Annotated in this window: 17 protein-coding genes and 3 pseudogenes; 16 read left to right on the forward strand and 4 right to left on the reverse strand. The window is 40.3% G+C overall.

All coding sequences use genetic code 11. The features are described from left to right. Positions 1 to 22 precede the first annotated feature (22 nt). The 7 genes from DESYODRAFT_RS09085 (at position 23) to DESYODRAFT_RS09120 (ending at position 10009) form a co-directional block, all read left to right on the forward strand. Entirely contained in the window at positions 23 to 1828 is a 1806-nt protein-coding gene (locus DESYODRAFT_RS09085; RefSeq protein WP_007782125.1) for an ABC transporter ATP-binding protein, read from the forward strand. Continuing rightward, positions 1821 to 3557, forward strand: a complete 1737-nt coding sequence (locus DESYODRAFT_RS09090; protein WP_007782129.1) for an ABC transporter ATP-binding protein — start codon at positions 1821 to 1823, stop codon at positions 3555 to 3557. The genes DESYODRAFT_RS09085 and DESYODRAFT_RS09090 overlap by 8 nt, the downstream gene beginning before the upstream one ends. A gap of 706 nt (positions 3558 to 4263) precedes the next feature. Then, entirely contained in the window at positions 4264 to 4584 is a 321-nt protein-coding gene (locus DESYODRAFT_RS09100; RefSeq protein WP_157137143.1) for a hypothetical protein, read from the forward strand. A 602-nt stretch (positions 4585 to 5186) separates the two neighbouring features. After that, a complete protein-coding gene (locus DESYODRAFT_RS09105; protein WP_007782135.1) occupies positions 5187 to 7091 on the forward strand; it encodes an ATP-binding protein in 1905 nt (634 codons plus the stop codon). After that, positions 7091 to 7750, forward strand: a complete 660-nt coding sequence (locus DESYODRAFT_RS09110; protein WP_007782137.1) for a hypothetical protein — start codon at positions 7091 to 7093, stop codon at positions 7748 to 7750. Before DESYODRAFT_RS09105 ends, DESYODRAFT_RS09110 begins: the two co-directional genes overlap by 1 nt. After that, positions 7734 to 8729, forward strand: a complete 996-nt coding sequence (locus DESYODRAFT_RS09115; protein ID WP_007782138.1) for a hypothetical protein — start codon at positions 7734 to 7736, stop codon at positions 8727 to 8729. Before DESYODRAFT_RS09110 ends, DESYODRAFT_RS09115 begins: the two co-directional genes overlap by 17 nt. Next, entirely contained in the window at positions 8729 to 10009 is a 1281-nt protein-coding gene (locus DESYODRAFT_RS09120; protein WP_007782140.1) for a class I SAM-dependent methyltransferase, read from the forward strand. Before DESYODRAFT_RS09115 ends, DESYODRAFT_RS09120 begins: the two co-directional genes overlap by 1 nt. Positions 10010 to 10121: 112 nt before the next feature. Here the strand turns inward: DESYODRAFT_RS09120 and DESYODRAFT_RS09125 are convergent, their stop codons facing one another. Further along, a complete protein-coding gene (locus DESYODRAFT_RS09125; protein ID WP_083842147.1) occupies positions 10122 to 10805 on the reverse strand; it encodes an IS66 family transposase in 684 nt (227 codons plus the stop codon). Positions 10806 to 11199: 394 nt separating this feature from the next. Here DESYODRAFT_RS09125 and DESYODRAFT_RS09130 point away from each other — a divergent pair, with 394 nt between their 5' ends. The 3 genes and pseudogenes from DESYODRAFT_RS09130 (at position 11200) to DESYODRAFT_RS09135 (ending at position 13189) form a co-directional block, all read left to right on the forward strand. Further along, positions 11200 to 11940 carry a DUF3784 domain-containing protein gene (locus tag DESYODRAFT_RS09130; protein WP_007782142.1) on the forward strand — a complete coding sequence of 247 codons (741 nt, stop codon included), beginning with the start codon at positions 11200 to 11202 and terminating at the stop codon, positions 11938 to 11940. A gap of 407 nt (positions 11941 to 12347) precedes the next feature. Then, a complete protein-coding gene (locus DESYODRAFT_RS27195) occupies positions 12348 to 12431 on the forward strand; it encodes a DUF3102 domain-containing protein (protein WP_083842243.1) in 84 nt (27 codons plus the stop codon). Positions 12432 to 12676: 245 nt separating this feature from the next. Next, positions 12677 to 13189: pseudogene (locus DESYODRAFT_RS09135) on the forward strand (GNAT family N-acetyltransferase). 420 nt (positions 13190 to 13609) lie between these two features. Here the strand turns inward: DESYODRAFT_RS09135 and DESYODRAFT_RS27200 are convergent. Further along, on the reverse strand, positions 13610 to 13750 hold the full coding sequence (locus DESYODRAFT_RS27200) for a DUF2800 domain-containing protein (protein ID WP_083842244.1): 141 nt from the start codon (positions 13748 to 13750) through the stop codon (positions 13610 to 13612). 135 nt (positions 13751 to 13885) lie between these two features. Here DESYODRAFT_RS27200 and DESYODRAFT_RS09140 point away from each other — a divergent pair, with 135 nt between their 5' ends. The 6 genes and pseudogenes from DESYODRAFT_RS09140 to DESYODRAFT_RS29100 form a co-directional block, all read left to right on the forward strand. After that, positions 13886 to 14146 carry a UPF0175 family protein gene (locus DESYODRAFT_RS09140; protein WP_007782144.1) on the forward strand — a complete coding sequence of 87 codons (261 nt, stop codon included), beginning with the start codon at positions 13886 to 13888 and terminating at the stop codon, positions 14144 to 14146. Positions 14147 to 14703: 557 nt separating this feature from the next. Next, positions 14704 to 16167, forward strand: a complete 1464-nt coding sequence (locus tag DESYODRAFT_RS09145) for an Msr family ABC-F type ribosomal protection protein (RefSeq protein ID WP_007782147.1) — start codon at positions 14704 to 14706, stop codon at positions 16165 to 16167. Between the two features lie 266 nt (positions 16168 to 16433). Then, positions 16434 to 17174: a DUF3784 domain-containing protein gene (locus DESYODRAFT_RS09150; protein WP_007782148.1), complete on the forward strand. Its 741-nt coding sequence runs from the start codon at positions 16434 to 16436 to the stop codon at positions 17172 to 17174. A gap of 32 nt (positions 17175 to 17206) precedes the next feature. Beyond that, a complete protein-coding gene (locus tag DESYODRAFT_RS28085) occupies positions 17207 to 17362 on the forward strand; it encodes a hypothetical protein (protein ID WP_007782149.1) in 156 nt (51 codons plus the stop codon). Positions 17363 to 17390: 28 nt separating this feature from the next. Beyond that, a pseudogene (locus DESYODRAFT_RS09155) lies at positions 17391 to 17696 on the forward strand (DUF3102 domain-containing protein); the annotation flags it as partial. A gap of 13 nt (positions 17697 to 17709) precedes the next feature. Beyond that, a pseudogene (locus DESYODRAFT_RS29100) lies at positions 17710 to 17790 on the forward strand (helix-turn-helix domain-containing protein); the annotation flags it as partial. A gap of 208 nt (positions 17791 to 17998) precedes the next feature. Here the strand turns inward: DESYODRAFT_RS29100 and DESYODRAFT_RS09160 are convergent. Beyond that, the gene (locus DESYODRAFT_RS09160) at positions 17999 to 19147 is read right to left on the reverse strand and encodes a zinc-dependent alcohol dehydrogenase (RefSeq protein ID WP_007782151.1); all 1149 of its coding nucleotides are present in this window, start codon (positions 19145 to 19147) and stop codon (positions 17999 to 18001) included. 369 nt (positions 19148 to 19516) lie between these two features. Further along, complete coding sequence (locus DESYODRAFT_RS28090; RefSeq protein WP_157137144.1) at positions 19517 to 19693, reverse strand: hypothetical protein; 177 nt, start codon at positions 19691 to 19693, stop codon at positions 19517 to 19519. Positions 19694 to 19911: the final 218 nt, after the last annotated feature.

A 19911-nucleotide genomic window follows, 5' to 3' on the forward strand; every position in this document is an offset into this window, starting at 1 on the left:
ATTGGAAAAGGAGGATAGACCTATGCCTGCAGAGAAAAAAGAATTCATTTTAAAAAGGTTCACACCTTATATGGGCAGCAAAAAAACCCTTTTGCCTTTATCCCTGGTATTGTCGGGGCTGTCCGCAGTCCTTAACATTGTACCTTTTGTCCTGGTATGGTATATAACCCGGGATATTTTGTCCTCTACCCAGTCCATGAGTCTGGCCAAGGTCAGCTTTTATGCCTGGCTGGCCTTTGGGAGTGCGGTAGGAGGCGTGGCCGTCTATTTCTTGGCCCTCTTAAGCTCCCATCTTGCCGCCTTTCGCGTCGAAATCGGCATGCAAAAAGTCGGTATGGACAAAATACTCTCTATGCCCCTGGGCTTTTTTGATCAGCATGCCAGCGGAAAAATCCGCAAGATTGTCAATGACGGGGCTGGAACAACCCATAGCTTTTTGGCACACCAGCTTCCGGATATGGCAGGCAGCTTCGTGTCCCCCGCGCTGCTGATCGCGCTGATCCTGATCGTAGACTGGAGAATGGGGCTGGCTTCCCTTGTGCCCATTATTCTGGGCTTTATCACCATGCGCTTTATGATGAGCGCTGAAGGCCAACGATTTCAGAGAATGTATTATGACTCTTTGGAAGAAATGAGTTCCGAATCCGTGGAATATATCCGGGGTATCCCGGTGGTTAAAACCTTCGGCCAAAGTATTTTTTCATTTAAGCGCTTTTATGCCAGCATCATCAAATATAAAGAGATGGTCCACGCTTATACCCTGCTTTGGCGAAAGCCCATGCCCTTTTACAGCGCAGTGATGCAATCCGCCGCCTTCTTCTTAATTCCCATGGCGATTTTTTTAATCGGCAGAGGAGATAACCTCCCCCTTGTCCTGGCCGACTTTACCTTTTATATGCTTGTATCGCCAATCTTTGCCATGCTTTTGATGAAATCCATGTATTTCCGGCAGAATACCCTGATAGCCGAGCAAGCCATTGACAGATTGGATGCTCTGACAGAGTATCCCGGCCTGAGCTATAGGGAGAAAGGCAAAACTATTCCAAACTACAGTCTGGAATTCAGAAATGTGGTGTTTTCCTATGCAGGCAGCGACCATCCCGCCCTGGACAACATCAGCTTTAAATTAAACCCGGGGGAAACTATAGCCCTGGTTGGAGCCTCAGGGGGAGGGAAAACCACCATTGCCCGGCTGGCCGCCCGCTTCTGGGACGCGGATGCCGGTGAAGTTCTGGTTGGGGGAATTAATGTCCGGGATATTCCCAAAAAAGAACTGATGGAGAGCATGGCCCTGGTTTTTCAAAATACGAAGCTATTTAAAGCTTCCTTAAGGGAAAATATTGTTTTTGGCAAAGAAAAGGTCAAAGAGGAAGCAATCCATCAAGCCATTGAATCTTCTCAGTCCGGGGAAATCATTGCCAATCTGCCCGAGGGGCTTGACACTGAGATCGGCTCAAAGGGCACCTATCTTTCCGGGGGAGAACAGCAACGAATTGCCATTGCCAGGGCCATTGTCAAGGATGCCCCCATCGTCCTTTTAGATGAAGCTACAGCCTTTGCCGATCCCGAGAATGAGCATTTGATTCAAAAAGCTCTGAAAGAGCTGAGCCGCGGCAAAACGACCCTCATGATCGCCCATCGCCTGACCAGTGTGCAAAACGCAGATAGGATTCTGGTGATTGAAAACGGGAAAATCGCCGAGGAAGGAACTCAGGAAGAATTGCTGCAGATGGGCGGTATCTACAAAGGGATGTGGGATGAATACCAGAAATCCCTGGCCTGGAAAATAAACGCTAAAGGACAGGAGGATGGAGGTCAAAATGCTTAACTATTTTCAAAACAAGTATGCTATGTCTGAAAAAGGGGCCAAGGATCTTTTGGCCGCCATTATCTGGACCGTCTGCATGGATCTCAGCTTTATGGCTCCGGTAATTCTCGGCTTTATGTTTTTAGAAGAATACCTGGGTTTGCTTTTTAATCCTGCCAACACCCCCCAAAACAGTCTGGTCTACTATGCCGTTATGTCGGCAGCCTTCTTTCTGGTGATGCTGGTGATTGCCTATTTTCAATACAATTCAACCTACACCAGGATTTACGAAGAGAGCGCCAAACGACGGATCAGTCTGGCTGAAACCCTGAGGAAGCTGCCGTTGGCTTTTTTTGGCAAAAAGGATATCGCGGATTTAAGCTCAACCATCATGGAGGATACGACTCAAATAGAAACCCTCTTTTCCCATTCGGTTCCGCAAATTTATGCCGCCGTATCCACGGTTCTGATCATGGGCGTGATGATGTTTTTCTACAACTGGAAGCTGTCCCTGGCCGTATTTTGGGTAGTGCCTGTGGCGGTTCTGGTCTTTTACCTGTCGAGAAAGCTTCAGAAGACGATGCATGCCAGGCTTTATGAGATCAAACGGGAGATTGGGGATAAAATTCAGGAGGGGCTTGATTCCGCCCAGGAAATCAAATCCTATAACCGGGAAGGGGCTTTTTCCAGTCAGTTAAACGCCATGCTGGACAATTTGGAAAGGCTGATGATTAAAGGTGAGCTTTTGATAGGGGCGTTTATCAACCTGTCTTATGTGTTACTAAAGCTCGGCCTGCCCAGTGTTTTGCTGTACGGTGCCTATCTGCTGTCAACTGGAGAGATAAGTGTCTTTACTTACCTGGTGTTCCTGGTGGTGACGGCCCGCATTTACAACCCAATTATGGAGACGATGAATAACCTGGCCTTGCTGCTTTATCTGAACGTACGGATAAACCGGATGAAAGAGATGGATAAAATGCCCAGACAGGAAGGAAGCACTGAATTCAGTCCTAAAAACTACGATATTGAATTCAAGAATGTCGGCTTCTCCTATCAAGAGGGGGTGCAGACCTTGAAGAATGTCAGCTTTACCGCCAGGCAGGGTGACGTGACAGCACTGGTAGGGCCTTCCGGGGGAGGAAAGAGCACCATAGCCAAGCTGGCGGCAAGATTCTGGGATATAGATCAAGGAACCGTCACTTTGGGGGGAGGGGATATCTCTCTGGTTGACCCGGAAACTTTGTTAAATCATTATGCCATTGTTTTTCAGGATGTGACCCTTTTCAATTCCAGTATTATGGATAATATCCGTCTGGGCAGAAAGGATGCAACGGATGAAGAAGTCATCAAGGCCGCTGAGCTGGCCCAATGCGCTGAGTTCGTGAAAAAGCTTCCCCAAGGCTATAACACGTTGATCGGGGAAAACGGGGAACGATTATCCGGCGGAGAAAGACAGCGCATCTCCATAGCGAGGGCCATTCTGAAAGACGCGCCGATTATCCTCCTTGACGAAGCGACGGCTTCTCTTGACGCGGAAAATGAGAGCAAAATCCAAAGGGCGCTGGGGGAGCTGGTCAGGAATAAGACGGTTTTGATTATTGCCCACCGCATGAGAACGGTTTTGGGAGCGGATAAAATTGTGGTGATTAAAGACGGTGTGATTGAAGAAACAGGCACACCTGCGGAATTAACAAGCAAGCAGGGGATTTTTGCGGGGATGTTGAAAACTCAGTATCAGAATTGTTGTTGAGGAGGGTTATACTTAATGCCGTGCCTGTTGATGGATTTCATAAGCGGTCCATCATACGGGCATTTATTTTTTTCTATAATTCTAAAACAACCCTATCCGGGTACTTTATGCCAGCACTGGCTCTTTCAAGTTTTATCAGTGATGACGGATGCCCCCTGGGGGTGGTTGTCCGAGAATCGTACGCGCGTAAGATTCTCGGACAAGCGAGGTAAAATTCAGCAAAAGAATATAAAAAATATCTTATAGACAGCGCCCCGTGCAGTTTTCCCAGATCTGGTGGCATCGGTTCAGCGACTAGGCCTTTGGGATTGCTCATAGCAGAACCAGTTGCTGAAAGCAGGGGAGTATCGTTGTGGTTGACACAGAATCTGTGAGTTATGCAGGGCGGTTTATACAGGGTTTGAAATACAGCTGGTGGATATGTTTGCGTGAACGAGCCATACAGAAACGGTCTGTCTGTTGGAAAGGGCGTAAAGCTTTATAAATAAAGGGTTTTGACGTGTTTAATGTTGTAGATTTAATGAGCTATCTTTGAGAAGGAAAACAGGCTCTTGACAAAAACGATTGTAAATATAACCATTTAGAGTAAGAGTTTTGTAGAAATATCAGCCAAGAATCGAAAGAGGTGTTTGGTATACCCTATGAATTAGGAGGCAGAGCAGATAAAAGTGGAAACAAATTAAAAATCAGATGGGTAATATACCAAATGCTGAAAGTCCTCGACGAAAAATCAGACTATATTAGTTTAGAAGCTATCGGTGGGGATGAAAAAGGAGTAGATATCTGGATTGGGCAAAAGGATGGCAGTCGTGAAAGCCAGCAATGTAAAGGGAGAAACGGAAGTAAAGAGCATTGGAGTTATGGAGATGCAAACGCCAAAGGGATATTTGCTAATTGGAAGTCTCAATTAGACAGGGATGTCTCTGACACCGTTGTTTTAATATCACCTCTGGCGTTTACTTTGTTAGAGGATTTGATAATAGAGCGCATCCCGCCCCCATATCAAGAATTTTATCTTGGATCATGAGAAGAATAGATCACATTTTCAAGGTGATCAGTTGTCGAGATGGCTGCTTAATTTAACAGTTATATGTGCGCTAATTCACTGAGATGTCGAACAGAATATTCAGGAGAGATCAAGTTCAAGTCATGTATTTATAAAAAAGTAATTATTTATCTTGATTTTCAAGAAAGGTAAAGCTTCTACTGTTGTAATTTCTTCTGGCAAGCATACTATGGATGGATTGTATTTTGGTTTAAAATTATTATCTAGAAATAAGGTAAAATTCGTAAATACGTGATTAAGGATCAAAAATCAAAGTAATTTTTATTACCTAAAGACTACATAAAAATGCCGATATGCAAGGGATTTTTAAAATTTACGAAGATGGCATAATCAGAAATGAAGCTGATAAGTACAGATTTTAATTCTTATATTCTGATTTTTCAAGATTATAGAAGAAAAGACTATTCTGGAATGACAGCATGGAGTAAGGTCATAAGTAAGTAAATGGAAGGAATGTTAGATCATTAAATAACTCTGTCATATTTGTCCAAAATATGGCATAATAAAAGAAAATTCTCTATCGCTTATGAAGTAACTTCAAATTATTGGATTGGAGGATTATTATGGCTGTAATATTTCCTAAAATAGTAAAGTTGAGACTTCATGGATTTGATAAAATATTTACAAGTAATGAATTTGAAATTAGCTTTTCAAATAATTTAAGCATTCTTCTTGGAGGGAATGGGTTAGGAAAGACTACATTGCTCCAATGTATTGTCTATGGGCTAACTGGTGGTACTAACAATATAGAAGTTGAGGAAACAAAATTACACAGGTGGGATCATACTTATTTTAAAGGCAGAATAAACGCTGATGCTTATATCTGGATAGATTTTCTATTAGGCGAAAAGTATCTAAAAGTAAAGCGTGGATTTAATTCCCCACGGGTGCTTGAATGTGCTATGATCACTAAAAATAATAGTGAAGATATTATTTTTGATCAGGCTATTATAGAATATGGAAATTATAATAGTGTTAATGATTTTTCTTTTATTATAAATAGATTACTTTATTTACCTGAGAATCGTCGCTCATTATTGTGGGATTATAATGCACAAATTCGAGCACTTATGATAATAAATAATGAATTTGTTGTAGAGCAAGAGTATCGGTCTTTACGGCAATTAATTAAGTTAAAAGATAGTAATAAGCGAAAAATAGGCTGGGATATTGGTCGTATTGAGAAGAGTGCGGCTTTGCAAAACGTAAAGGAAACAAGCAATGATTCAAAAAATAATTCTGACGCGAGTGCTTACATAGAAAATAAAAAGGACTTGTTGACAAAACTTAAAAAATTGACTGATACAAGTAAACAACTTTATACCAAGATAAAATCTGATCAAGAAGCACGCAATAAGTTGGTTCAAAACATTTTAATCATAGGGGATCAGATACGTTCTACCGAATCTGATTACTTACGAGAACATTTACTTGAGCATGATGAAAAAAATGCTTTAGTTTTTAATAAAACGCTAAAAACAGGTTATTGTCCTTCATGTGACCAAAAATCAGATAATCTTAAAAACATAATTCAAGAACGTATTAAAAGGGGAGATTGCCTCGTATGTGGAGAACCTATTTCAAAGCATCAAGCCACAGCAGCTAACTTTAATTCAGATGATTTAAACTCTCAACTAAATGAGAAAATTACGGCAAGGAATACATTGGATATTCAAATATCTCAAAGTAACACTAAGCTGACGCAAATAGAAGAAAAAATTTCAACATTTAGAAATGAATTATCGGAATTAGACTTTGGTTATTCTGATGGCTATACAATTGATGAAAACGATGAAAATGAAAGTATGGATTTTGTAGATGAAGAACTAATAGCCAAAGAATATATAAATCTATGCCAACAAGAGAAAGAGTTTGAGCTAGAAATTGCTCAAATGACAAAACAGGCAGACAAAATGTATGATATATTCATTACTAACTTTCAAACAAGATATGAGCAATTACATAGTATTTACAGTGATCTGGCCTATAAATTTCTAGGTATACCAGTAGAACTCAAGTTTATTAAAAGTAAAGCTAGCTTTGTTAATATGAACTATTTAGTTCCACATTTTAGCAATGTAGATCGCGATTCCTCAGAAACTTGCTCGGAGGCACAAAGGTTTTTTTTAGATATTGCTTTTAGAATGTCGCTGATCGCTTTGAATAAAGCAATCAGCAATATCGATTCTACATTTATATGCGAAACACCTGAGAATGCATTAGATATAAGCTATATTGACAATGTCGTAAAAATGTTTATGACTTTCATGCAAAAGGGTGGAACTATGGTATTAACTAATAATTTGCAATATCTTGGGATTGCTCAGACTTTGATAAAAGAGGCAAAAAAACAAAAAATCAAAATTGATATATTCGACTTGTTAACGTATGGAAAGTTATCAGAAATACAAAGCGCCTCTAAACAATTACTTGAAATACGAGATGCTATTATAAAAGAGGTAGAATAATGAATAATGATTTTTTGTTACGCATCAAAGATGTAACCCTTTGCTTAATAGCGGCAAATAAATACGATATATTATTGGGGAGGCTTGAAATACAGAAAATTATTTACTTAGTAGATAGCATGAGTGCATATTTATTTGTTTTGTCCGGCAAAAACGGTCATCAAACATATTTTTATGGTCCTTATGATAAAAATATTCAGAATGCACTTGATGCTTTAACAATTAGGGATATTACGGAAACAAAAGATATAAAGATTGTTAATAAATCCATAACATGCAATTATTGTTTGACTGAAAGCGGGCTAGCATGGACTAAAAATATGCTGAAAGAATCTGAGTCAATTTGTCATCGAGCTAAAATTGCTGATGGAGTAATTTATAGTCTAGTTAAACGAAATTTATTAAACCAAGTGAAAGAACTTGTATATGCTGAGCCAGTATATCTTAACGCTAAAAGGCATGGTTATTATTATAATTTGAATATCGCTTGTGAAAATATTGGTCATAGTTATCTTTCATTGCTTGAACATTATCTGAGAACTAATGATAATCAAATGGATATAAATTTCGCCACTGATATGTATATTGACTATTTGAGTATGCGCAATGAAATACTTTTAGGCAGTACAGGAGGCAATTTAAATGCTGACAAGAATTGATAATATGATTGCTGCAAAAAAGATAAAATCACTTTTTGCAAATATTGCTGGACAATTAGACTTGCCAGAAATTGATATTCAAGATTGGATACAAAAACTGTTTCCGATCTTGCTTGATTTTCATTCTAAATATGGGAATAGACAGTATGTATTTATACTAAATAAATTATCGTTGCCATCAGAAGAATCTCAGTTACTGAATCCAGAGACTTTATGGAATTTGATTTCGAAAAGAATTGAGTGTTTTAATCTTGATTTAAATATTATGTTTTCTATTTCTGGACTAAATAGCTCAGAAATCGTGGATGTTTGTGATTATTGCTATGATAATGCGATACCGGCATTATATGTTTTTGGAGAGGAAATTTGTTTATATAACAGAGAAGGGCGTTGTGTGGCTTTCTATAACTTTGTTCATCCTGAGGTTACAACCAGAAATCGTATAGGCCTGAATGCTCGAAGCTATAGAGATTATAAGTTAGTGATTGAAGAACAAGGAACTAAACAATTAATAAATAAAATTGATGAAATATGGATTGATAGAAGTAAGCGAATATTAATTGCCAATCGACAAACAGAGAAAATATTACAAAACTTTCTTGCTAAGTGGTTGAATGATAATATTCATGATGCAAGAGTGGTTTCCGAAGTAGGTAAGATATCAGGTGTTGATAGAACGGACATAGAACTTACAAGTATATCGTCAGGAGATCATCTTATAATTGAAGTAAAATGGATGGGGATAAATGCTAGTGGGTCAAGTCATGATATTAGACGCCTTGAGGAAGGAATTCGCCAAGTGTGCACATACCTTGAGAGAGAACCCAGTGCGTTAGAAGGTTGTGTGGTTTGTTATGATGGAAGAAAAGAATCAGAAAAAGCGAATACTTTTACTCTCAATGAACCAATAGCACGACTTGACTATCGAATTGTTTGGCTTGAGTCCAAAAGTGGCAGCGAGATAGGAGCTTGTATTTAATGGTAGACGCGATATGGGAACATGATTACTATGATGACTGTATTCCAAATTTTAGTAATAATTTTAATAAGCCTCGACATAGGTGGTATGAATTTAAAGAAGGATATAGCGATGCATTCGTCTCAAGGGCGATTAGGCACTATGAATCAACTACTAATTTAAATTCTGGGGTTATTCTCGACCCGTTTTCCGGGTCAGGCACGACGTCATTGGTTGGAGTTCAGAATGGGTATAAAGCGTTAGCGTTTGAAGTAAATCCTTTTATGGCATTTATAAGTAGAACAAAGACAAAATCTTTTTCTGAAGATATTGCATTACTCGAAGATGAGCTAAAATCTATACTTTCATGCCGTCCAATGGAGTTAGAAAATATTCTTGAGGGATTTTCTACCTTTTCCCCATCTGAAAAAAATGAAAAATGGTTATTTAATAGAAGTGTGTTGCGTGGCTATGAAGCATTAAGACAGAGTATAGATAATTGTAGTATTGATAATCATCGCGATTTTTTTATTCTTGCCTTATACGCGGCTACTATGGACTGTTGCAACGCCAAGAGAGATGGAAAGTGTTTGCGGTATAAAAAATCTTGGAAAACGCTTGGTTATTCTTCTCTTGAATTAAGAGAGTCGTTTATTCGCTTCTCAAAAATGATCATTGAGGATTTAGTACGTACACCAATTAGAGAAGAGAAAGCTCAAATAATTAATAACGATTCAAGGCTCGGTTTAAAAAGTATTGAAAATAAAGTTGCCAATGTAATCACTTTTTCTCCCCCATACCTGAACTCATTTGATTATAGTGATGTGTACCGGCCAGAATTATTCTTAGGTGGTTTCGTTAATACTAACGACCAATTACGTCATTTACGCTCAAAAACACTGAGATCGCATGTGCAATATGCTTGGAATGATAATACTCCTTGTTCATCGAGTTGGGTTACGGACATTGTCACAAAAATAAGAGATAAAGAAAATTACTTGTGGAATAAAAACATTCCTGCAATGATACACAATTATTTTTCTGATATGCAAGAAATACTTCGTGAATGCTATCGTGTTGCATCAAGTGGAGCAGTAATGTGGTTCATCGTTAGCACTTCGGCTTATGCAGGTATTGAAATTCCTGTTGACCTAATTCTTGCAGACACTGCAACTCAATGTGGTTGGGAACTGGAAAGTGTGAATGCATTGAGGAATCTTAGGACCTCCAGTCAATGTATAGATTCTGATGTACGTAAGGTAAGACTAAGAGAATCAATGGTTGCCTGCCGAAAACGATAGGCAACCATTTTATTTAACTATTATAGGGTAGACCGGCTTAGAAATTCGTAAATGTCAAATAGTAGGCACATTGACTAAAAAATAAAATCCAACCAATTAGGTTGGATCCATTTTAGGCTTTATCTTGTTTGTAACAGTCTGCTGGCAACTCTGTTGACCACGGAACAAATTTTTCGATCAGTTCAGGATGGTTTATGAAATCCGTATTCGGCATTTGTTTCAATACGTACACCAAATAATTATAGGGCTTTAGATTATTGTTTCTGGCTGTTATCAAAACGCTGTAGATCATAGCGCTGGCTGTTGCTCCCCTAGGCGTTTCCATCGTAACCCAGTTTTTGCGCCCGATTGTAAACGGACGAAGACTCCGTTCGGCCAAATTGTTCGAGAGTTCAAGCCTTCCGTCTAAAAGAATATTTTCAAAATATGGCCACTGGTTTAAGCCATAGTTTACCGCTTCATAGAAATGGGTTTTAGGAACAGCATTTTTATTCATCTCTTTAAGCCACGCCAAAAAAGCGTCCATTACCGGTTTTAATAAGGCAAGACGTTTTCGATGACGTTCTTCAATGGAATAGTGTTTTAACCTTTCCTCTATATCAAAAAGAGTATCACAAAATTGAAGTCCCTCATAAGAAGCCGTTGTTTTCTTTTCTTCTTCCGAAAGAGACTGGATGCAATTTGTGAACCGCCGTCGCAGATGAGCTAGGCATCCAACCACTGTTATATCGGAATTTAATTTATGATACACCTCATATCCATCCGTGTGGACCCGGCATTGCCGCCGGGATACCAATCACCAACTGCAAATTGTCCCAGAATTGCTGAATATTAGTAAATGACGGATAAGTTAATCCTCCTCGAAGAATTATATTTCTCGTAAAGTTTTGCTGTCTAGAAAAGATTTGATAAAGGATAAACAAAGAGAGTACTGATGAAGGGGTATGCGGGAACTATCGTGTTTATCATCCATGACCAACAGCTGCTTGACAATGTGGCTGACATGATTTATGAAATTAAAACTGATTTATAGGTTTATAAGATTTGAAAAAGGAGGTTGGTTCACTGAATTTTGTTGATTATGTAAATTAATGATGCCGGGACCAAGCGGATCCCGGCAATTTACGAGAGAAAGCGGCGGTTTATGAAAAAGAGTTCTCATACTCAATCTATGAGAGGAGGGGTAAGCAATGTTGAGCATGATCATAATGGAGGTTTGTGCTGTCCTGCTTCTTGTGCTGGGCTTATTCTTGAAAAAGGGAAAAGGGCTTATGCTTTTGGCGGGATACAACACTATGTCCAAAGAAGAGCGGGATCTGATCGATAAAAGGGAGCTTTCAAAAGCTGCCGGAAACTTAATGTTCAGAGCTGCGCTTGCTTTAGCATTATTAGGTCTCACGATCTATTTCAAATTGAGTTGGGGAACGATTATCCTTATGGTTATTCTCATAGCCGATCCAATTATTTTATCAGTCAGAATGTCCGCCAAAATGCCAAAGACCACTTCCCGAGGCGGTATCATCGTTGCCCTGGTTTTTACTGCTGTGACCTTTATTTTCGTAGGTGGACTGCTTTTTTATGGGGAGAAAGAACCTGTAGTCAAAATTTCGGATAATCAAATCCGAATTGCTGGCATGTATGGCTTGAGTGTTGACTTTTCCGATATTTCTTCCATATCCCTGATCGAGAAAAGTGTGGCAGACCTGGGGGCCGGCCGCCGGACCAATGGCTATGGAGGATTTAGTGAATCCTTGAAAGGCCACTTTGATTCTCCTGATCTTGGGAAGGTTTTGCTTTTTGTTAAATCTGGAGCATCGCCTACCTTATGGATTGAACGGGAGAGCCAAGAAGATATTTATCTTAATTTTAAGGATGGGGAAAAAACGAAGGCTCTGTATCAGGAATTGAAAGGAGTAGTTCCCGTTAAATAACTCTCCAGCCATTTGCCAATGGGGAGCGGGGCAATGGCTGAAGGTGTCAGTCAATTACTCCCTATGAAAGTCCTTCACCCCAATTTCAACTTTGTTTTTTATTTAAACACATTAATCGGTTCTACATAAATTTCTGTTACCAATAATCTCTATGAGAGCCTGTAATGGCAAGGGTCTTGCCCCCTAAGGTACTAAAGGCTGACTACCTTGGTTGTTGCCTGCTTGTCATGTCAAAGATAGGGCTTGTACCAAGAATCTTACGCGCGTAAGATTCTTGGTACAAGCCCGGGAGAAGACGTTTCATCCTTGTGGGGATAATCCCATATTATGTGGATAAATGAAGAGAAAGGATTCGTGAAATAAGATGAGGGATATTATCCCGGAGCGTACGCCGTTTTTAATCGCGGCTGAAAGAGGAAGTCGGCTTTTCCCAGAACCGGGCTGAAAAATTGATGCGCCTTTACGAGGAGTTTGGGAGAGAACAGTCCTAACTTCTGAACATAAATATTTTAGTTCTTTCCTGATAAAAAACAAGCGTTATATCATTAACTTGGGATAAATATTACGCTGCTAAACGCTGTTCGGGAAGTAACCCATTGTAAAATAATGACTGCTTCCGTTTTTTATACTATAATATTCATTGAACTTCAGTCTAATTATAGACGAAAAGTACCGGACAAACAGGAATTTGTAGAGGTAAGGTGTAATTACAATGATTGAAACAGAAAGATTAACAATGCGACCATTTAATGAAGACGATTTGGACATTATTATGAGTCTTTATTCTAATGAAGAAATAATGAGATATATGCCAAATGATGTCATGAATGTAGAGAAAGCTCAAAAGCATTTAAATAAAGTTATATATGATTAGGACGAGAAACCACAAGTGAATTTTGAAATGGCAGTAATTTTGAAATATAATCAGAAAAAAATCGGTCGCTCTAGAATTCACTTAGATTATGAAACTGATACAGCAATGATTGGTTGGTTGCTATTAAAAAAAGAGTGGGGTAAGGGTTATGCAACAGAAATGACACGGGCTTTAATTGATTATAGTTTTGATGTATTAAATGTGCATAGAGTTTGTGCATTATGTCACCCTAAAAATATCGGCTCATGGAGAGCTTTAGAAAAATGCAATATGCGCAGGGAAGCATATTTTATACAAAATTGTAAATATGTTAAGGATGGTAATATAATATGGGAAGATGAATTGGAATATGCCATATTAGAATCAGAAAGATAAATTTCCAATTTATCGAAGTAATAAATCTTCTCGAAAAGCAATAGCTGCATCATAATCCCGTCAAGTTACTTTTTGCAGTGTCTTTGACAAACCCAAATGCGGAATTAACTTTTTTTCACAAAAGTTGGGAAGAGGATTTACAGAAAGGTACGACATCATTTTTGTATTCTCAAGGTATGTGGAGACCGTTTGCCTACTATCCGCAGATATCAAGGGTTCAAGGTTATAAAAAATTCCCACACGGGTTATCTGCCATCTTTTTCGTTGGTTCCATTCTTTTTGCTATAAAAAGCGGCCGGCTAAGGCTGCTGAAATTATTATTTCTATATTATAATTACTGAATACCAAGAGAGTATTCATCTAAGTCAACACCAATGAGACTAACAAAGCCGTTCTCGTATTCATTGGGGATGACATTTTTTATATCTGTAGCTTTAGGCAGTTGTTTGTTGTAACCACGCAGTCTCCCGTCCCGAAGCCGCCCTCCACATACTTGGAGAAGTCAAGCTGGTGTTCAAAAAGCACCGTGGGGCCGGCGCAAGTCTTCTCCGCTGTTTCCATCAGTTTGAGGATGTAGGCAGCATAACTGACGGCGCATTCTTCCACCCCCCCTGGTTAAAAAAGGAAATAAAGACACCATCAAGGCTTTCTCTTTGGTATAATAAGGTATTCCGAGTAACTGAAGGGAGAGTACCAATGAAAAATATCAACATTAACATATCTGTGCCTAATGAGATATTACTGACGCTTCGTGAATCTGACAACGAACTTGCCCTAAATATGAAGCGTTGGGCTGCGTTAAAACTTTTTGAAGACAAAAGGCTTTCAATAGGTCAAAGCGCAGAGCTTGCCGAAATGACCGAAGAGGATTTCGTCAGATATCTTAGTTCCAACAAGGTTTCTGTCTTTCCCTACCGAAACGTCAATGAATTAGTAGAGGATATGGATAATGCATAATCGGATTGTTGTTGTAAAAACCTTTATGGTAAGATAATTATTCCAAAAGCTGTACAAGATGAGGTAATGGCTAAAGAGGATTCTATCACACGGAGGCCATAGCTTTGTTTTGGAAATTGACAGTAATAGATTATTCATGATAACATGACTTGAACTTAGTTACTTAAATTAAAGGAGGACATTTTATCTATGCATTCTATTCGTTTAAGATAAGCTGGCAATAAAGAAGCGGTAAGATCATCCATGGTGGGCTTTTTTGTTGTGCTTATTTTGCGAATTGAGACATAGATAGGGGTGAAGTGTAACCATTTGAGGTTATACCTTTTGGCCAATGTCTCTTTGACGTGATATGCAGACTAAAAGCCCGCACTGCGGATTTTAGTCTGCTTTTTATTGCCCTATATGGAATTGCCGGTTTGGATAGTGTGCAAGTATTTTCATAATATGGAGGAACATTTATGTATTATATATTCATATAATCCTTCCTGCTCAAATCGCAGGGTTTTCCCTGCGAACAGGTCAATGAAAACATGCGATTTTCGACAGGAGGAACGATCATGGAATTAATCGTAAAAGCAAAAGACATTCGTTTGGAATATACAGGCCGCGATGTTTTGGATATTGATGAATTAGAATTATATGATTATGACCGCATTGGTTTGGTGGGAGCAAATGGCGCAGGCAAGAGCTCCTTACTCAAGGTGCTGTTGGGAGAATTAACCCTGCCGGGATGTAAAATCAATCGTCTGGGAAGGTTGGCCTATATCCCTCAGTTAGAGGAAGCCATTTTAGAAGAGGTCAAAGATTTTGCCCTCATCGGTAAACTGGGTGTTAGTCAAATAGAAGTACAGACCATGAGCGGCGGGGAGGAAACAAGGCTTAAAATAGCCCAAGCTCTTTCGGAACAGGTGCATGGCATCTTGGCAGATGAACCAACCAGTCATTTAGACCGTGAAGGGATGGATTTTTTAATCGGACAGCTGAACTATTTCTCCGGCGCCTTACTCGTGATCAGCCATGACCGCTATTTCCTTGATGAGGTGGTTGATAAAATATGGGAACTGAACGACGGAAAAATTACAGAGTACTGGGGTAACTATTCCGATTATCTCCGCCACAAAGAGGAAGAACGCCAAAGCCAGGCTGCGAGATACGAACAATTCGTTGCTGAACGGAACAGATTGGAACGAGCTGCTGAGGAAAAGCGCAAGCAGGCACGTAAAATGGATCGCAAAGCCAAAGGTGCGGCAAAGAAAAATAGTTCTGAAAGCGGCGGACGCCTGGGACATCAGAAAACCATGGGAAGCAAGCAAAAAACACTGTTTAATGCTGCTAAGTCCATGGAACACAGGATTGCAGCTTTAGGGGAGGCGGAAGCTCCGGAGAACATCCGCACCATTCGTTTTCGCCAGAGTAAAACCCTTGAACTTCATAATCCCTATCCAATTATTGGTACAGAAATCAATAAAGGGTTTGGAGATAAGGTATTATTGGAAAAGGCATCTTTCAGTATCCCCCTTGGGGCGAAAGCGGCACTGACAGGAGGTAATGGTTCAGGAAAAACAACCTTAATCCAAATGATATTAAACCGTGAAGAAGGTATCTCAATTTCTCCTAAAGCTGAAATAGGTTACTTTGCCCAAAATGGTTACAAGTACAACCGTAATCAGGAGGTCATGGAATTTATGATGGAGGATTGTGATTACAATATCTCAGAAATCCGTTCCGTTTTGGCCTCAATGGGTTTTGTCCAAAATGATATTGGCAAAAGGTTAGCTGTTTTAAGCGGCGGCGAAATGATCAAATTGCAGCTGGCCAAAATGCTCATGGGCAGGTATAATATTCTGTTAATGGACGAACCCAGCAACTTTCTTGATCTGCCAGGCTTAGAGGCTTTGGAAGTACTGATGAAGGGGTATGCGGGAACTATCGTGTTTATCACCCATGACCAATGGCTGCTTGATAATGTGGCTGATATGATTTATGAAATCAAAAGTAAGAAATTAAACTTAATCCGGTAAACTGATTTATGAGTTTATAAGATTTGAAAAAGGAGGTTGGTTCACTGAATTTTGTTGATTATGTTAAAAAGCAGTCGTTAGGCATGAGCAGATAAATTAATGATGCCGGGATCAAGCAGATCCCGGCAATTTACGAAAGAAAGTGGTGGTTTATGAAAAAGAGTTCTCATACTCAATCTAGGTCTTCTGGGAATTTATGTCCTCATCTTTCTGAGGGTTACTTGGCGTATGATGATGAGCGCATAATATGAAAGGCGGGATAAGCAATGTTGAGCATGATCATAATGGAGGTTTGTGCTGTCCTGCTTCTTGTGCTGGGCTTATTCTTGAAAAAAGGAAAAGGGCTTATGCTTTTGGCGGGATACAACACCATGTCCAAAGAAGAGCGGGATCTGATCGATAAAAGGGAGCTTTCAAAAGCTGCCGGAAACTTAATGTTCAGAGCTGCGCTTGCTTTAGCATTATTAGGTCTCACGATCTATTTCAAATTGAGTTGGGGAACGATTATCCTTATGGTTATTCTCATAGCCGATCCAATTATTTTATCAGTCAGAATGTCCGCCAAAATGCCAAAGACCACTTCCCGAGGCGGTATCATCGTTGCCCTGGTTTTTACTGCAGTGACCTTTATTTTCGTAGGTGGCCTGCTTTTTTATGGGGAGAAAGAACCTGTAGTCAAAATTTCGGATAATCAAATCCGAATTGCTGGCATGTATGGCTTGAGCGTTGACTTTTCCGATATTTCTTCCATATCTCTGATCGAGAAAAGTGTGGCAGACCTGGGGGCCGGCCGCCGGACCAATGGCTATGGAGGATTTAGTGAATCCTTGAAAGGCCACTTTGATTCTCCTGATCTTGGGAAGGTTTTGCTTTTTGTTAAATCTGGAGCATCGCCTACCTTATGGATTGAACGGGAGAGCCAAGAAGATATTTATCTTAGTTTTAAGGATGGGGAAAAAACGAAGTCTCTGTATCAGGAATTGAAAGGAGTAGTTCCCGTTAAATAACTCTCCAGCCATTGCCAATGGGGAGTGGGGCAATGGCTGAAGGTGTCAGTCAATTACTCCCTATGAAAGTCTTGGAACATATCCTGATTGGAAGAAAGAATAAGCATATAACAACAAAGGCTTTCCTGGGATTTATTTCTCCCGGGGAAGCCTTTGTCTCGTTGGAGGTCGGCATAGTAAGAATTTAAATAGTCCTCGACACCTTTTATTACCATCGATTTGCGGAAGTCTAAGCAAGAACTGCAGCAGGATGTTGAGAAAAAGACCATGGAGAATAAGAAGCTGGCGGAAAATTCGAATTTAAAGAGCTACCAAAGGGTGAGCAATCAGCTGGCGGCTGCCCAGATCAAGCTGCTCACGTCTAAAATCGTTTTTTGCTTCGAGAGCTTGGAGAAAGCGTTCAAAGAACTGAGTTATGAGATGGATTTGCTGGCCAAGGTTGATGCCCAAGTGCATGAGGAGTATGCGAAGAAGCTGAATGGGTTTTTGATTAAGACGATGGAGGAGAGGATGGGGAAGTAGAAAGGGGGGAGTCAAGATTAAACTCGCTAAGTTTTATAAAACCAGCATTGACTATTTGGTCGGGCTTACAGAAAATAAGAAACCATATCGCTGAAGTTCGGGAAATCGACGCTGTGCGACTAATCCACAGAGCAATTTTAGTTGATTTTCAAATAGCTCCTAGGATGATTATCCCTGCGATGAAGGGTCAGGGTGTCAAATTAGTAGGACGCTCTAATGTCAATGCTCGGATACATAGCTGGACCACACATCATGCCGTTAGACGAAAAGACAGGATTCACATAGGATGCAGGTTTGTTTTATTATGGTTTCAGAATGACCTTGGTACATTCATCCTCATGGTCATTAAATATCCGATAGGCTTCGCTCGCCTGATCCAACGGGATTTGGTGGCTAATAATTCGGGTTGGATCGAGTTCTCCCGATATGATTTTCTCAAATAGCATTGGCATGAGATGGATGACAGGCGCTTGACCCATTTTTAGATTGATATTTCGCTCCCAAATGCCTCCAAGCGGAAACTGATTGTACTTTGCGCCATAAACGCCTGTAATCTGGATAGTGCCGCATTTGCGGACGGCATCAGAGGCGATTTTGAGCGGACTTAATGTGCCGCCAATCAACTTTATACTTTGTTCAACAGCTTCAAGGGGTGTTTTTTTGCCATCCATGCCTACACAATCAATGACTACATCCGCTCCGCCGCTTGTTAGTTCATGGATATGGTGTCCGGTATCGGCAATTTCTTCAAAGTTAATCGTTTCTACATTGTTGATTTGTTTTGCTTTTTGTAGTCTGTAGGGTAGGCTGTCAACGGCAATAACCCGTTTAGCTCCATTCATCCAAGCGAATTTTTGTGCCATTAAACCGATTGGGCCGCAGCCGAGAACGACGACCGTATCATCCTTTTTTACTCCGCCATGGATAACGCTCCAATAAGCTGTTGGTAGTACGTCGGATAGAAAAAGTACCGACTCGTCGGGCAGTTCGCATGATTCCGGGATGAGGAAAGGAATGTTATTCCCATACGGCACACGCAGTAATTCGGCCTGGCCGCCGAGATAGTCGCCGTAACGGTCTGTAAAACCAAAGTAACCGCCCGTATCTATTTTATGCGGATTAGGATACGTATTGGCATTGTCACATTGGCTTTCCATGTCATGTTGGCAGTAGTGGCAATGACCGCAGGCAACATTGAAAGGCAATACGACTCTGTCGCCTTTTTTGACACGCGTGACCTCCGGGCCTACCTCTTCGACAATTCCCATTGGCTCATGGCCGACTACATAGTCTTTTTGAGCTGGCAATGCACCCTGATAAATATGGAGATCGGAACCACAAATCGCAGTGGATGTGATTCTTACAATAATATCATCGTTCTTTATCAAAACAGGATCTGCTACATTTTTGACCTGCATATCTCTTTTGCCTTGGTACGTAACTGCTTTCATTTTTATGACCATTCCTTTCAGCGAGAGGCATAAAATGGGATGAAACCGTCGGTCTCCGTCTGTCGTTTGTTGTACAATATCAACGAAGATACCGGCACACGACAGAACATGGGGAGGTGAGTGGGCCCAGGGTTTCGCTGACCGAATTTTATGTCCTGCGTTGGACTTGCATATTGTAAGTGTCTCCAGCATCAAAAGAGATATTCAAAAACAATTTTATTTGCCGAAACTGCGGGACTTTCTCAAAACTAACTTTGCGGTCGATATATGATTGCATTGGCTGCCCTTCAGCACAGGAGAAAAGAGATTTATCACGGTTTCTGTTCCGTAACGCGGCCAGCCTAAAAAATGAAAACTGATCACGGACCGTCATTCAGCGATTACGAGGGAGGGATTTCCAGAGAGGAGTTGAGCCACATCTTCGACCGCTATTTCAATGATTGTGATTGAACTGGCTGATTTGATAAAAAAGTACGTAGTCTGAACGGATTGCTGCCGGCGAATTTGTATGTCAGCCGGCTTTGGCGAAACGTATAGGGATTTCATGGTTGGTTCATCCTATACAAAGTACTTAGAGCTGATCCCCTATGCCTGAAGCCATTTGTAGAGGAAGTGTATGCTTATGAAGGTGCTTTCAATGATTCAACCTTGGGCAAGCCTTTTCTTATTTAACCTGCGTTCACAAAGAATTCTCCCACCTCGTTAGGTGGGGGATGAATTTGTGATATCTTCTTGTTATTTGTTGTACCTATTATATAATTATA

This window comes from Desulfosporosinus youngiae DSM 17734, from assembly GCF_000244895.1.
Taxonomy (GTDB): Bacteria; Bacillota; Desulfitobacteriia; order Desulfitobacteriales; family Desulfitobacteriaceae; genus Desulfosporosinus; species Desulfosporosinus youngiae.